The sequence below is a fragment of the Defluviimonas sp. SAOS-178_SWC genome (assembly GCF_039830135.1).
GTDB lineage: Bacteria > Pseudomonadota > Alphaproteobacteria > Rhodobacterales > Rhodobacteraceae > Albidovulum.
Genome location: NZ_CP156081.1, coordinates 399774 through 415000 on the forward strand (window position 1 = coordinate 399774; position 15227 = coordinate 415000).

At 65.7% G+C, this 15227-nt stretch carries 12 protein-coding genes; 7 read left to right on the forward strand and 5 right to left on the reverse strand.

All coding sequences use genetic code 11. From position 1 onward, the window contains the following. Window positions 1–46: 46 nt before the first annotated feature. The gene (gene rnr / locus V5734_RS02790; protein WP_347312011.1) at window positions 47–2302 is read left to right on the forward strand and encodes a ribonuclease R; all 2256 of its coding nucleotides are present in this window, start codon (window positions 47–49) and stop codon (window positions 2300–2302) included. 93 nt (window positions 2303–2395) lie between these two features. Continuing rightward, on the forward strand, window positions 2396–3652 hold the full coding sequence (locus V5734_RS02795; protein WP_347312012.1) for a lytic murein transglycosylase: 1257 nt from the start codon (window positions 2396–2398) through the stop codon (window positions 3650–3652). Between the two features lie 53 nt (window positions 3653–3705). On the opposite strand, the gene V5734_RS02800 is transcribed toward V5734_RS02795, so the two are convergent. Beyond that, entirely contained in the window at window positions 3706–6552 is a 2847-nt protein-coding gene (locus tag V5734_RS02800) for an error-prone DNA polymerase (RefSeq protein WP_347312013.1), read from the reverse strand. 170 nt (window positions 6553–6722) lie between these two features. Continuing rightward, complete coding sequence (locus tag V5734_RS02805) at window positions 6723–7994, reverse strand: 4-aminobutyrate--2-oxoglutarate transaminase (protein WP_347312014.1); 1272 nt, start codon at window positions 7992–7994, stop codon at window positions 6723–6725. Between the two features lie 145 nt (window positions 7995–8139). Between V5734_RS02805 and V5734_RS02810 the strand changes: the two genes are divergently transcribed. Then, window positions 8140–8709: a cupin domain-containing protein gene (locus tag V5734_RS02810; protein ID WP_347312015.1), complete on the forward strand. Its 570-nt coding sequence runs from the start codon at window positions 8140–8142 to the stop codon at window positions 8707–8709. 176 nt (window positions 8710–8885) lie between these two features. Next, window positions 8886–9140, forward strand: a complete 255-nt coding sequence (locus tag V5734_RS02815; RefSeq protein WP_347312016.1) for a hypothetical protein — start codon at window positions 8886–8888, stop codon at window positions 9138–9140. A 133-nt stretch (window positions 9141–9273) separates the two neighbouring features. Here the strand turns inward: V5734_RS02815 and pyrF are convergent, their stop codons facing one another. The 3 genes from pyrF to V5734_RS02830 all read right to left on the reverse strand — a co-directional run bounded on the left by pyrF (window position 9274) and on the right by V5734_RS02830 (window position 10541). Further along, entirely contained in the window at window positions 9274–10026 is a 753-nt protein-coding gene (gene pyrF / locus V5734_RS02820) for an orotidine-5'-phosphate decarboxylase (protein WP_347312017.1), read from the reverse strand. Window positions 10027–10117: 91 nt separating this feature from the next. Continuing rightward, a complete protein-coding gene (locus tag V5734_RS02825) occupies window positions 10118–10354 on the reverse strand; it encodes a hypothetical protein (RefSeq protein WP_347312018.1) in 237 nt (78 codons plus the stop codon). Between the two features lie 4 nt (window positions 10355–10358). Then, complete coding sequence (locus V5734_RS02830; RefSeq protein ID WP_347312019.1) at window positions 10359–10541, reverse strand: hypothetical protein; 183 nt, start codon at window positions 10539–10541, stop codon at window positions 10359–10361. A 190-nt stretch (window positions 10542–10731) separates the two neighbouring features. Between V5734_RS02830 and clpB the strand changes: the two genes are divergently transcribed. From clpB to msrQ, 3 genes are all read left to right on the forward strand, one after another. Further along, entirely contained in the window at window positions 10732–13347 is a 2616-nt protein-coding gene (gene clpB / locus V5734_RS02835; RefSeq protein ID WP_347312020.1) for an ATP-dependent chaperone ClpB, read from the forward strand. Window positions 13348–13558: 211 nt separating this feature from the next. Further along, entirely contained in the window at window positions 13559–14479 is a 921-nt protein-coding gene (gene msrP, locus V5734_RS02840; protein WP_347312021.1) for a protein-methionine-sulfoxide reductase catalytic subunit MsrP, read from the forward strand. Further along, entirely contained in the window at window positions 14479–15111 is a 633-nt protein-coding gene (gene msrQ, locus V5734_RS02845; protein WP_347312022.1) for a protein-methionine-sulfoxide reductase heme-binding subunit MsrQ, read from the forward strand. The genes msrP and msrQ overlap by 1 nt, the downstream gene beginning before the upstream one ends. Window positions 15112–15227 lie beyond the last annotated feature (116 nt).

Below are 15227 nucleotides of genomic sequence, written 5' to 3' on the forward strand. Positions count from 1 at the left end.
CGCCATTTCCACATGACGCCGCCGCGCGGGCGTGGTAGCCAGCGGCATGGCCCGCATCCCCTCCAAATCCGAGATCCTCGACTGGATTGCCGACAATCCCGGCCTTTCGGCCAAGCGCGACATCGCGAAGGCCTTCGGCATCAAGGGCGCCGACCGGATCGAGCTGAAGCGGCTTTTGAAGGAGCTTGAAGGCGAGGGCACGCTGGAGCGCCGCCGCAAGACCTATCGTGATCCCGAGAAACTGCCCCCGGTCACGATCCTCACGATCCTGCCGCCCGACCGCAACGGCGACCAGTTCGCGCGGCCGATGGAATGGCAGGGCGAGGCGCCGGAACCGCGCGTCCTTTTCCAGCCGCGCAAGGCTGATGCGCCGGTCGCGGAAGGCGACCGCATCCTCGCCCGCGTCAACGAGGTGAAGGGCGAGGATTACCAGTACGAGGCGCGGCTGATCCGCAAGATCGGCACCAATCCGCACAAGATCCTCGGGATCTTCCGCAAGCAGACCGAGGGCGGTCGGATCATTCCGATCGACAAGGGCTCGGACAAGGAATGGACGGTCGGCGCCGATGCCACGCAGGGCGCGAAGGACGGCGAGTTGGTCGAGGCCGAACTCGCCGGGCCGAAGGGCCGGATGGGCTTGCCGAAGGCGCGCATCATCGAGCGGCTCGGCGATCCTTCGGCGCCGAAGGCGGTGTCGCTGATCGCGATCCACCAGCATGGGGTTCCCGACGACTTCCCCGACGCGGTGATCGAGGAAGCAGACCGCATGAAGCCCGCCCCGCTAGGCCAGCGCGAGGACTTGCGGCACCTGCCCTTCATCACCATCGACCCGGCCGACGCCCGCGACCACGACGATGCCTGCTACGCCCATCCCGACGAGGATCCGAAGAACGACGGCGGCCATATCGTCTGGGTCGCCATCGCCGATGTCGCGCATTACGTCACGCCGGGATCCGCCCTTGACCGCGAGGCGCGGCACCGGGGCAACTCGACCTATTTCCCCGACCGGGTCGTGCCAATGTTGCCCGACAGGCTTTCGGGCGATCTCTGCTCGCTTCACGAAGGGGTGGCGCGGGCGGTTCTCGCGGTCTGGATGAAGCTCGATGCGAAGGGCCGCAAGGTTTCGCATCGCTTTACCCGGGCGATGATCAAGTCCGTCGCCAGCCTCAACTACGCCGAGGTTCAGGAAGCGCAGGATGGCCGCCCGAACGAACGCTGCGCCGAGCTTCTGGAGGAGGTCATTGCGCCGCTTTACGCCGCCTACGAGGCGACGAAGACCGAACGCGCGATGCGCCAGCCGCTCGACCTCGATCTGCCGGAACGCAAGATCGAGCTGACCGAGGACGGGCGGGTGAGATCGGTCGCGTTCCGTGAACGGCTGGACGCGCACCGGCTGATCGAGGAGTTCATGATCCTCGCCAATGTCGCGGCCGCCGAGGAGTTGATCCGGCTCCGCCGCCCGCTTCTCTTCCGGGTGCACGAGGAACCGTCCCCGGAAAAGCTCGACGCGTTGCGCGAAGTTGCGGTGGCGTCCGGCTTCACCCTGGCCAAGGGTCAGGTGCTGAAGACCGAGCATCTGAACCGGCTCCTGGCGCAGGCCGAGGGCACGGATTTCGACGAGCTTCTCAATATCACCACGCTCCGCTCGATGACCCAGGCCTATTACACGCCGGAGAATTTCGGCCATTTCGGCCTCGCCCTGAAAAGCTATGCGCATTTCACCTCGCCGATCCGGCGGTATTCGGACCTTGTCGTGCACCGGGCGCTGATCCTTGGGCACGGCTGGGGGCAGGATGGCCTGTCCCCGCAGGATATCGAGATGCTGGAAGAGACGGCGCAGCACATCTCCGATACCGAACGCCGGTCGATGGCGGCCGAGCGGGACACGACCGACCGTTACCTCGCCGCCTACCTCGCCGACCGGGTGGGGAGCGAGTTTACCGGCCGCATCAGCGGCGTGACCCGGTTCGGCCTTTTCGTGAAGCTCGACGAGACCGGCGCCGACGGTCTGATCCCGATCCGCTCGGTCGGGCGGGAGTTCTTCCACTACGATCCGAATGCCCAGACGCTGATGGGGGCGGATACCGGCCTCACCATCGGCATCGGCCAAAGGGTGACGGTGCGGTTGGCCGAGGCCGTGCCAGTCACCGGCGGGCTGATGCTGGAGCTTCTGGACATCGAGGGCCGCGATGTTCCGGCCGGTGCCTCGGCGCGGCGGGGCAAACCCTTCGCGCGGCGTCCCGGTGCGGCGAAGGCAAAGGCCGCGAAGGCACGCCGCAAGGTCGAACGCCGCCGGCGCTGACGCGGAACCGCGCCCACGCGGGGAGAGGACGCTTTTCGACCTCGTCCCGCCGCGCTACACTTTGCGCAAAGAAGAATGACAGGCAGGCAGGACATGCGCGTTTCAGCACTCATCGCCGTGGTTTCGACGCTCCTTCCCGCGATGGCGGCCGGGGCGGGGATCGCGCCGTCACCCCCGGACAATCAGGGCAGGATCATGAGCGGACCCGCAGAACTTATCCCGACTTCGGCCAATCTTGGCTTCAACCGCTGGATCGACGGCTTTCGCGGTCGCGCGCTGGCGCAGGGAATCAGCGCGGTTACGTTCGAGCGTGCCTTTCGGGGCGTCGACTACAACACTTCGGTGATCGAGAAGGACCGCAACCAGAGCGAATTCACCAAGGCGATCTGGGACTATCTCGACAGCGCTGTTTCGGACAGCCGCGTGTCGAATGGCAAGGCGGCTCTGCGTCAGCACCGGCGGCTTCTGGATCAGATCGAGGCGCGATACGGTGTCGACAAGGAGATCGTCGTGGCAGTCTGGGGGCTCGAAAGCTCCTACGGCACCTATCGCGGCACCACGCCTCTGATCGAGGCGCTGGCGACGCTTGCCTATGACGGGCGGCGCGGCAGCTTCTTTGAAAGCCAGTTGATCGCCGCCCTGAAGATCGTGCAGTCGGGCGACGTCGATCCGCGGCAGATGACCGGAAGCTGGGCAGGAGCGATGGGGCATACGCAGTTCATCCCGACCTCCTACCTCGCCTATGCGGTGGATTTCACCGGCGACGGCAAGCGCGACATCTGGTCGGACAATCCGGCCGATGCCCTTGCCTCGACCGCCGCCTACCTCTCCCGGTTCGGATGGAACAAGGGCCAGCCCTGGGGTGTCGAGGTGCAGTTGCCGCGCGGCTTCGATTTCGGTCTGACCGGCGAGAGAGTAAAGAAATCTCCCGCCGAATGGGCCGCACTCGGGGTGCGCGGCGTGGAGGGCGGCAAGGTTCCCAACTACGGCGCGGCGTCGATCCTGATGCCCGCCGGTGCCCGTGGCGCGGCCTTCATGATCTTCCAGAACTTCCACGTGATCGAACGCTACAACACCGCCGACGCCTATGTGATCGGGGTCGGGCACCTTGCGGACCGGTTGAAGGGTGGCCGGGCGATCCAGGCCAATTGGCCGCGCGAGGACCGTGCGCTCGTCTTCGCCGAACGCAAGGAATTGCAGGAACGGCTGACGAAGGCAGGCTTCAGCACCGGCGGCGTGGACGGCAAGATCGGCCCCAACACGATCGGCGCGATCCGCGCCTACCAACGCTCGATCGGGATGATTCCCGATGGCTATGCGAGCCTCGATATCCTCAGGCGGCTGAGATGAGCGAACCCTGCCTTGCGTGAGCGAGGCGGGGTGCCCCAAACCCCGGACGGGGTTCAGCCAGGTGGTGGCGCAGGCAGGCCCCCCGGCGTCAGCCGGGGCCGGAGCAGTGCGACAGGATGGGTCCGGAGCGTCAGCCGCATCGCGGCGTAATCCTCCACCACGTGCTCGCCCTCGCTCATCTCGGCGAAGATAACGGCAGGTTCGACGATCCCCTCGCCGTCGAGATCGCCCGCGAAAAGGGGCAGGGGGGTCGCGGTCGTATAGGCGCGGGCGGCCCAGAGCGCGTCGCGGCGCGACAGGCCGAGCGAGGCGAAGGCGTCGGCTTCGGCGAGAAGCGTCAGCGTCCGGTGCGAAACCCCGGCGCGGCGCCAGACATCCTCCATCGCGAGGTAACCGTTGCGGCGGGCGGCGGTGATCCAGTCCGCCTCCTCCTCTGCCAGTCCCCTGATCTGCCGGAAGCCGAGGCGGAGGGCGAGCGTGCCGTCGGGACAGTCCTCCATCCGGTTGTCCCAGGTGCTGGCATTGATGCAGACGGGCAGGACCGTCACGCCGTGTTCGCGGGCGTCGCGCACGATCTGGGCGGGGGCGTAGAAGCCCATTGGTTGGGAATTGAGAAGCGCGCAGGCGAAGATGCCGGGATGGCGGTATTTGAGCCAGGCCGAGGCATAGACCAGAAGCGCGAAACTCGCCGCGTGGCTTTCGGGAAAGCCGTAGCTGCCGAAGCCCTCGATCTGGGAGAAGCAGCGGGCCGAGAAGTCGTCCCCGTAGCCGTTCCGGCGCATGCCTTCCATGAACCGGTCGCGGAATTCCGAGACGTTTCCATGTTTCTTGAAGGTCGCGAGCGAGCGTCGGAGACGGTCGGCCTCTTCCGGGGTGAAACCCGCGCCGATGATGGCGATCTGCATCGCCTGTTCCTGGAACAAGGGCACGCCAAGCGTCTTGCCGAGAACCTCGCCCAATGCATCCGACGGGAAGGTCACGCTTTCAAGGCCGTTCCGCCGGCGGATGAAGGGATGCACCATGTCGCCTTGGATCGGCCCCGGCCGGATGATCGCGACCTGGATCACGAGGTCGTAGAACTTGCGCGGCTTCATCCGCGGCAGGAAGCTCATCTGCGCCCGGCTTTCGACCTGGAAGATACCGATGGAATCGGCCGCGCAGAGCATGCCGTAAACCTCGGGATCCTCGGGCGGCAGGGTGGCGAGCGTGCAGTCGAGATTGTGATGCTTGCCGAGGAGATCGAAGGCCTTGCGGATGCAGGACAGCATGCCGAGCGCCAGGACATCGACCTTGAGGATGCCGAGCGCGTCGATATCGTCCTTGTCCCAGGGGATGACGGTGCGGTTCTCCATCGTCGCGTTCTCGACCGGCACCAGTTCATCGAGCCGCCCCTCGGTGATGATGAAGCCGCCGACATGCTGCGAGAGATGCCGGGGAAAGCCCTGGATTTCGGAAATGAGGTCGAGCGTCTGCAAGAGCCGCGTATCGGCGGGATCGAGCCCGATCTCGCGCAGCCGCTCGGGCGACACCGCGCCGCCGCCCCAGCCCCAGATCTGGCTCGACATGGCGGAAAGCGAATCCTCGGACAGGCCCATCGCCTTGCCCACCTCGCGGGCGGCGCGCTTGCCACGGTAATGGATCACGGTCGCGCAAAGCCCGGCGCGGTGGCGGCCGTATTTCTCGTAGATGTGCTGGATCACCTCCTCGCGCCGTTCATGCTCGAAATCGACGTCGATATCGGGCGGCTCGTCGCGCGCCTCGGAGACGAAGCGTTCGAAGACCATCGTGCCGATCTCGGGGCTGACCGAGGTCACGCCGAGCGCGTAGCAGACGACCGAATTCGCCGCCGACCCGCGCCCCTGACAGAGGATGCCCTCCTCGCGGGCAAAGGCCACCACATCGCGGACGGTGAGGAAATAGGGCTCGTATTTCAGCCGCGCGATCAGGTCGAGCTCGTGCTCGGCCATCGACTGGACTTTCGGCGGCACGCCGTGCGGATAGCGCCAGCGCAGCCCTTCCCGGGTCAGGCGGGCGAGGCGGGCCGAAGGCTCCTCCCCGTCGAGAACTTCGGAAGGGTATTCGTAGCGCAGTTCGTCGAGCGAGAAGGAAAGGCGCCCGGCGATCTCTCCACTCCGCTGAACGGCCGCCTTGTGTCCCGCGAAAAGGGAAAGCATCTCCGCCTCGGATCGCAGGCGCTGTTCGCCGTTGGCTAGGGCGCCGCGGCCGAGGTCGTCGACGCGGGTGCCGGTGCGGATTGCGGTCAGCACGTCGGCGAGGCGCCGGCGGGCCGGGGCATGCATGAGCGGACGTGCGGAGGCGACGGTCGGCAGGCCGAGATCGCGGGCGAGTGCCGCGAGCCGATTGAAGCGATGCCGGTCATGGCCGTCGTAACGTGGCGCCATGAGGAGCGTGAGGCTCTCCCGGCCAAGGCGGCGCGCCAGCCGGTCCGCCTGTGACGCCCATCCGCCCGCGCCGCCCCCCGGCGTTGCGCCGCGTGAAGGCGCTTCTTCGGGCGGATGGAGAAGGAGCTCCAGTCCTGCCCCCCAGGCGAGGAGATCGTCGACGTCGAGATGGCATTCTCCCTTCGGCGCCCGAAGCCGCCCCGCCGAGATCAGCCGGCAAAGCCGTCCCCATGCGGCGCGGTCGCGCGGCAGCGCGGTGACGGTGAAGCCATCCGTCAGGCGGATCAGCGCGGCCGGCACGAGCCGGGGCGCCGTACCGGTCTTGCGGCGGATTTCCCGCGCCGCGACATGGGCGCGGACGATCCCGGCGACGGAATTCAGATCAGCGATGGCGAGCGCCGGCTGGCCGTGCTCCGCGACCGTGGCCATCAACTCATCAGGGTGGGAGGCGCCGGTGAGAAAGGTGAAATTCGATGTGGCTGAGAGCTCGACGAACATGGAATCCCCGCTGACCCATACATTATATTCATGCTTTGTTCTTTTGCGAGTCTCCCTCTTTTCATTGTGGTGCAAGTACCTCTGCCAAACGCGTCTCGATCGGATTACGCCCCGAAAAAGAAAAACGGACGCCCCGAAGGACGGCCGTTTCTTGCATTGCATCTGGCGGGTCAGCTCTTTCGCGCAGCCCGGATCGACTCTTCGAGCTTGCCGAGCGCCTCGGTGAAGACCGAATCCTGAATCGTGATCGGCGACAGGAAGCGGATCACGTTGCCATAGACGCCGCAGGTCAGGAGGAGAAGGCCGCGCGACAGCGCCTCCGTCCGCACCTTGTTGGCGAAATCGGCCGAGGGCTTGCCGCCGAGATTGAACTCGACCGCGTTCATGAAGCCGGGGCCGCGGATGTCGACAATCTCGGGCACGTCGTCGCGAAGCGACGAAAGATGCTGCTTCAGCCGCGCGCCGAGCTGGTTGGCGCGGTCGCAAAGCCCTTCCTCCTCGATCACGTCGAGGACGGCATTGGCCGCCGCGATCCCCAGGGGGCTGCCGCCATAGGTGCCGCCGAGGCCGCCGGGGGCGGGGGCGTCCATGATCTCGGCGCGGCCCGTCACCGCCGCGAGCGGGAAGCCGCCGGCGAGCGACTTCGCCATCGTGGTGATGTCGGGCTTCACCTCGTGATGCTCCATCGCGAACATCTTGCCGGTGCGGGCGAAACCGGTCTGAACCTCGTCCGCGATCAGGAGAATCCCGTGCTCGTCACAGATCGCGCGCAGGCGCGACATGAATTCGCGTGGCGCCTCGTAGAAACCGCCCTCGCCCTGAACCGGCTCGAGGATGATCGCGGCGACGCGCTTCGGGTCGACATCGGCCTTGAAGAGATATTCCAGCGCCGCGATCGACTGGTCGGTGCTGACTCCATGCAGCGGCACCGGGAAGGGGGCGTGGAACACGTCGGCCGGCATGCCGCCGAAACCGACCTTGTAGGGCACGACCTTGCCGGTCAGCGCCATGCCCATGAAGGTCCGGCCGTGGAAGGCGCCGGTGAAGGCGACGACGGCCTGACGCCCGGTTGCCGCGCGGGCGATCTTGATCGCGTTCTCCACCGCCTCGGCGCCGGTCGTGACGAAGATCGACTTCATCTCGCCCTTGCCCGGAACCATGCCGTTCAGACGCTCGGCGAGGCGGACGTAGTTTTCGTAGGGCACGACCTGGTGGCAGGTATGGGTGAAATGGTCGATCTGGTCCTTCACCGCCGCGATCACCTTCGGATGCCGGTGGCCGGTGTTCAGGACAGCGATGCCCGACGCGAAGTCGATGTAGCGGTTGCCTTCCTTGTCCCAGATCTCCGCGTTTTCCGCGCGGTCGGCATAAATCTGGGTCATCACGCCCACGCCGCGCGACATGGCGGCCTTGCGGCGGGTTTCGATCTCGGCGTTCAGCATGATGTCTCTCCTCGGACGGTTCGCGAATTCGATAGCCCTTCGGCGCGAAATGATCAATATTGCGAGTTGCCGCACAATAAATTTATCACTAAGGAAGAAAGCCCGCAATCGAGCGACGGGCGAGGCGCGGGGCGGAGGGCTGGCGATGGATTTCGACACGGGCGCGCGGCTGAAGGAAGAACGCGAAAAGCGGCGGATGTCGCAGCGCCAGCTCGCTGCGGCGACCGGCGTCACCAGCGGCATGATCTCGATGATCGAGCAGAACCGCACGAGCCCATCGGTCGCGACGATGAAAAAGATCCTTGCAGGACTCGGCATCTCGCTCGGCGATTTTTTCGCGGACGAAGCCGAGACCGGGCCAAAATGGCATTTTTCCCATGCGGAACTCAGGGAAATCACACCCGTTTCGAAACTGGGAGAGGCCGGCGCCGGCGTCGTCTTCCGCCAGATCGGCCGTCCGGGGGCCGCCGCCCTTCAGATGCTCTACGAGACCTACACACCGGGCGCCGATACCGGGCCGGAGCTTTACAGCCATGACGCCGAAGAAGCGGGTGTTGTCATCGCGGGGCAGGTGCTCGTCACCGTTGGCGAGGACACGCGGCTTCTGAGCGCGGGCGACGGGTACCTGTTCAACAGCCGCACACCGCACCGGTTTCGCAACCCGGGACCGGCAGACTGCGTCATCGTCTCGGCATGCACGCCGCCGACCTTCTGACGGGCCGAACCGGTCGTCTCCGGGAAATGTCGAGCGATATCAGAGCGACTCGGCGGAAAGACGCAAAGCAGGTGCAGCATTTTGGCCGGCCCCGGCCGAGTGGAAATCCGCTTATGGAATCCGCCGGTGAAAGGACCGAATCTCCGGGACGCAGTCCTGACGAAAAGGAGCCTTTCATGGACTACGAACAGCACATGTACGGGCGTTCGTCCTATGATCCGTCCCGGGCGCGCGGACAGATGCACCGCGAAGGTGGCGTCGGCGGCGTTCTACTTCTGGTTGGCGTCATCGTCGCGGCGCTGGCGATCGTGATCTGGATGGCGGGCAGCAATGCCGGTGGCGATCTTCAGCCCACGGCGCCGTCGGTCGGGCAGGACGATGCGGCGGCCACCATTCCGACCGACGCGGGCGCGGTGCCGGCGACGGAATAACCCGACACCGAAAGGCGGAGCCGCTCAGGCTCCGCCGCCCGTGCGGATAGTGGGAAGCGAGGCTAGGCCACGCGCGGCGGGAAAGAAGAAACCGACGCGAGTACAAGCGTTGCGGTTTTGTCCGATCCTCCGGTCAGCGGTTCGGATGCCGGGCTTGGGGCGACGCGAGTTCGGCTAGGATCGCCCCGGCCGCGGCGGCCGGATCGGTCGCGGCCCAGACCGGGCGGCCGACGACGACATGGTCAGCGCCGGCGGCGATGGCCTGGGCGGGGGTGGCGATGCGCTTCTGGTCGCCAAGGTCGCTGCCATGCGGCCGCACACCCGGCGTGACGATCAGCTTGCCGTTCGCCTCCGGCAGGGCGCGAATACGCGCGGCTTCCTGCGGGCTGCAAATGATCCCGTCGGCGCCAGAGGCGAAGGCACGGGCGGCGCGCTCGGTGACGATGTCGGGCACGTCGCCCGGACGGATCAGTGCCGCGTCAAGGTCGGCGCGGTCGAGCGAGGTGAGGATGGTGACCGCGAGGATCTTCAGATCCTTCCCGCCGGCCCCTTCCTTCGCGGCGCGGACGACATTGGGGTCTCCGTGCACCGTCAGGAAGTCGAGATCGAACTGCGCGAGGCCCCGCACGGCGGCCTCGACCGTCGCCCCGATGTCGAAGAGCTTCATATCGAGGAAGATGCGCTTGCCATGTTCCTGCTTCAGTTCGTTGGCAAGTGAGAGGCCGCCGCCGGTCAGCATGCCGAGGCCGATCTTGTAAAAGCTCACGCGGTCGCCCAGCCGCTCGGCCAGTTCGAGCCCGGCCAGGGCGTTCGGAACGTCAAGGGCGACGATCAGGCGATCATCTGCGATGCGGTCATCGGCGAGGCGGCGATCGGCTTGCGGCATCGGCGGTCCTTTCATGGGTCCGACCGGGTTTGGGCCGCATGCGCCAGGCTGTCAAGCACGCATCTACCGGCTTGGCGCGGGACTCGTGGTATCACGCCGCGCGGCGCGCGGTGGACCTTGCCGGATCGGCGGCAAAACTGAGCTTCGCCGCGCCCAGAATCCGGTCGCGCAACCGGGCGGCGCCTGGCGCGCGGGCCGGGGCGGAAATCCGGATGAAAGCCCGAACTGGCCCGCCGCCCGTATACGCGGTGAGCGCGACAATGGCCTCCACGTGTTCCGTGTGGCGGTTACGGCGTACGCGGGTGATGCGGGCCGACAGGATCCGCATCGGTTCACGCCCCCCGGAGATGGAACGGAGTGGGCATCGACCGACCCGCCCCGGGCGCCGTGTCGCGGCGGACGGCAATCGCGGTCAACTGCGGCGACGGCGGTTCGCTGACGGTCAGGAATGCCTGTTGCCAGCGATGGGCAGCACGGGCAAGCGCGCCGGCGAAGCGGGTTTCGATCAAGCTCATCTCGACCTCCTCCGTCAAGGTTAAGCCCGATTAAGCGCGAATCTCCTTTCGATTTGGTTTCCGGATTTTCGCGGCTCGGCCGTCCTTGAAATCACCCCGAAAGATGGCCAAGTCACTGACGAGACCCGGGATGTGTCGTGCCGCAGATGTGGGCGACCGGAAGCCCGGGGGCCAGCAAAGGAGAGAACCGATGAACATGGAAAAGTTCACGGAACGGTCGCGCGGATTCCTACAGGCCGCCCAGACCATTGCGATGCGCGAGGGGCACCAGAGGGTGGTTCCGGAGCATCTGCTCAAAGCCCTCATGGATGACGATCAGGGGCTGTCGTCCAACCTGATCCAGCGTGCCGGCGGAGAGCCGAAGCGTGTTGCCGAGGCGGTCGACCAGATGATCGCCAAGATGCCGAAGGTGTCGGGTGGCGACGGTCAGGTTTACATTGATACGTCGCTGGTGCGGGTGATCGACGAAGCCGAGAAGGTTGCCAAGAAGGCGGGCGACAGCTTCGTGCCGGTCGAACGCATCCTGATGGCGCTGGCGATGGTCAACACCAAGGCCAGGGACGCGCTGTCCGCAGGCGCCGTGACCGCGCAGGCCCTGAACACTGCGATCAACGATATCCGCAAGGGTCGCACGGCCGATTCGGCTTCGGCCGAGGAAGGCTACGAGGCGCTGAAGAAATACGCGCGCGACCTGACGGAGGCCGCCGAGCAAGGCCGGATCGACCCGATCATCGGCCGTGACGAGGAGATTCGGCGCGCCATGCAGGTGCTCAGCCGCCGGACCAAGAACAACCCGGTTCTGATCGGCGATCCTGGTGTCGGCAAGACCGCCATCGCGGAGGGGCTGGCGCTCCGCATCGTCGACGGCGACGTACCGGAAAGCCTGAGGAACAAGAAGCTCATGGCGCTCGACATGGGTGCGCTGATCGCGGGCGCGAAGTATCGCGGCGAGTTCGAGGAGCGGCTAAAATCCGTTCTGAAGGAGATCGAGGCGGCGGCCGGCGAAATCATCCTCTTCATCGACGAGATGCACACGCTCGTCGGCGCCGGCAAGTCCGACGGCGCGATGGATGCCGCCAACCTGATCAAGCCGGCGCTTGCGCGCGGCGAACTGCACTGCGTCGGCGCCACCACGCTCGACGAATACCGCAAGTATGTCGAGAAGGACGCGGCACTGGCCCGGCGCTTCCAGCCGGTGCTGGTCGACGAGCCGACGGTGGAGGATACGATCTCCATCCTGCGCGGCATCAAGGAGAAGTATGAACTGCACCACGGCGTGCGGATCTCGGACTCCGCCCTTGTCGCCGCCGCGACCCTCAGCCAGCGCTACATCACCGACCGCTTCCTGCCCGACAAGGCGATCGACCTCATGGACGAGGCCGCCTCGCGGCTTCGGATGGAGGTGGATTCGAAACCCGAGGAACTCGACGCCTTGGACCGCGAGATCCTGCAAAAGCAGATCGAGGCCGAGGCGCTGAAGAAGGAAGACGACGCCGCGTCGAAGGATCGTCTGGAAAAGCTCGAGAAGGAGCTTGGCGACCTTCAGCAGCGCTCGGCCGAGATGACGGCCAAGTGGCAGGCGGAGCGCGACAAGCTCGAATCGGCGCGCGGGTTGAAGGAACAGCTCGACCGGGCGCGGAGCGAGCTCGACCATGCGAAGCGCGAAGGCAATCTCGCCCGTGCGGGTGAGCTGTCCTACGGTGTCATTCCGGGGCTGGAGCGGCAGTTGGCGGAGGCTGAGGCCAAGGAAGACGCGCTGATGGTCGAGGAAGCGGTGCGGCCCGAACAGATCGCCGAAGTGGTTGAGCGCTGGACCGGCATCCCGACCTCGAAGATGCTCGAAGGCGAAAGGGAAAAGCTCCTCAAGATGGAGGAGGAGCTCGGTCGTCGGGTCGTCGGCCAGAACCGCGCGGTGGAAGCGGTGTCGAAGGCCGTGCGCCGGGCGCGCGCCGGGCTGAACGACGAGAACCGGCCGCTTGGATCGTTCCTGTTCCTCGGGCCCACCGGCGTCGGCAAGACGGAGCTGACGAAAGCCCTCGCCGAATATCTCTTTGACGACGAACACGCGATGGTGCGCATCGACATGTCGGAGTTCATGGAGAAGCACTCCGTCGCTAGGCTGATCGGTGCGCCTCCGGGCTATGTCGGTTATGACGAAGGCGGCGTCCTGACCGAAGCGGTGCGGCGCCGGCCCTATCAGGTCGTCCTCTTCGACGAGGTCGAGAAGGCGCATCCGGATGTCTTCAACGTGCTCCTTCAGGTGCTCGATGACGGTGTGCTGACCGACGGCCAGGGCCACCATGTCGACTTCAAGCAGACGCTGACCATCCTGACGTCGAATCTCGGATCGCAGGCGCTGAGCCAGCTGCCGGACGGGGCGGACGCTTCGGATGCCAAGCGCGACGTGATGGATGCGGTCAGGGCGCATTTCCGGCCCGAGTTCCTTAACCGGCTCGACGACATGATCATCTTCGACCGGCTGACACGGGACGACATGTCGGGGATCGTCGAGATCCAGCTGCGCCGCCTGAAATCCCGACTGGCCCAGCGGAAGATCGAGCTCGACCTCGACGATGCCGCCAAACAGTGGCTCGGCGACGCCGGCTACGACCCGGTGTATGGCGCGCGGCCGCTCAAGCGGGTCATTCAGCGCGATCTTCAGGATCCGTTGGCCGAGATGCTGCTGGCGGGTGAGGTCATGGATGGCGATACGATCCATGTCGGCGCCGGGGCGGACGGGTTGATCGTTGGCGAAAAGGTTCTCTCGTCCAATCGGCCGCGACCCGAGGGAGCGCCGCTACACTGAATGAATTGAACGGGGGCGGAGCGATCCGCCCCTTTTTATGTAGAGTGAATACCTCCGGGGCGCAAAGGAAGCGCCCCGCATGGATTGGATGGGCGCAGCGATCCGATCGCCTTTCGTTACAACTCACAAACGTAGACGTGAGACGGCTTTATTGGGAAGGAAGTCCGCTCCGGTGTAGGTTTCTCCGGAAACCGCAGTACCGGAGTCGATCATGAGCCGCCCACACACGCCCGATCTCAAATGGTCCGATGTCACGCCGCGGACGGCTTTCCTCAGCCGACGCCAGGTGATCGCGGGGGCGGCGGCTCTGGGCTTTGCCGGCCCGGCGGCGGCGAAGCTCTCCTACACACCGTCGGCCTTTTCCACCGATGCCGAGCCCAATACGCTCGAAGAGATCTCGACCTACAACAACTTCTACGAATTCGGTACGGGCAAGGGCGACCCGGCGGCCTATGCCCCGGCGCTCACGGTTGATCCTTGGTCCGTCCAGATTGACGGCATGGTCGAGAAGCCTGGGGCCTACGATCTCTCCGACATCCTTTCCGGCGTCACGCTCGAGGAGCGCATCTACCGGTTCCGCTGCGTCGAGGCGTGGAGCATGGTTGTCCCGTGGATCGGTTTCCAACTTTCCGACCTTCTGGCCCGCGTCGGCGTTCAGCCTTCGGCGAAATTCGTTGCCTTCGAAACGCTCGTCCGCCCCGACGAGATGCGCGGCCAGAGGTCGGCGCTCCTCGACTGGCCCTACCGGGAGGGGCTGAGGATCGACGAGGCGATGCATCCGCTGACGATTCTCGCGACCGGCCTTTACGGTGAGGACTTGCCGAAACAGAACGGGGCGCCGATCCGCCTCGTCGTGCCGTGGAAGTACGGGTTCAAGTCGATCAAGTCGATCGTACGGATCAGCCTGACCGACCGGATGCCTCAGACCACGTGGAACATGCTCCAGCCGAACGAGTACGGCTTCTATTCGAACGTGAATCCCGACGTCGACCATCCGCGCTGGAGCCAGGCCAGCGAACGCAGAATCGGCGCCGGGCTTTTCGGCGGGCGCGAGCCGACGCTGAAGTTCAACGGCTACGGCGAGCAGGTGGCTGGGCTCTACGCCGGTCAGGATCTGGCGAAGGATTTCTGATGGCGCTTGCCGATGGTGTGAACCGCGCCATCCGGCGGGTCCCAGCGTGGCCTATATATATAGTAGGCGCGGCGCTTCCCGTCTGGCTCTTCTGGCAAGGCGCGACGGGCGGGCTCGGCGTCGATCCGGTCAAGGCGATCGAACACCGCCTTGGCCTCTGGGGACTGAAGCTGATCGTTGCCGGGCTGTGCATAACGCCGCTGCGCCGCTTCGCCGGGGTGAACCTGATCAAGTACCGCCGGGCGATCGGGCTGCTGGCCTTCTTCTATATACTTTCGCACCTCCTCGCCTGGATCGTGCTCGACATGGGGCTGCTCTGGGCGCAGGCATTGGGTGACATCGTCAAGCGGCCCTACATCACGATGGGCATGGCCGGCTTCCTCGCAATGATTCCCTTGGCGCTTACGTCCAACGACCGTTCGGTGCGCCGGCTGGGCGCGGCGCGCTGGCGGGTCCTGCACCGGCTGACCTATGTCGCGGCGCTTGCCGGTGCCGCGCACTATCTATGGCTCGTGAAAGCCTGGCCCTGGCAGCCCATTCTCTATCTTGCCGCCGTCGTCGCGCTTCTGGGCCTTCGCTTGATTCCCAAAAACCGGGCGACTCGTGCGCCGAATCCTGTTTCTTTGAGCTGAACACAGAAAAAACAGCGGCTTACGTAAGGTCATCGCGCGCCTGACCGGAGAATCGTGAGGGCGATTCACGTCGAATCCGCCCGCCATCCGGCATTCTTTTCGGCATTCTTCCCGGT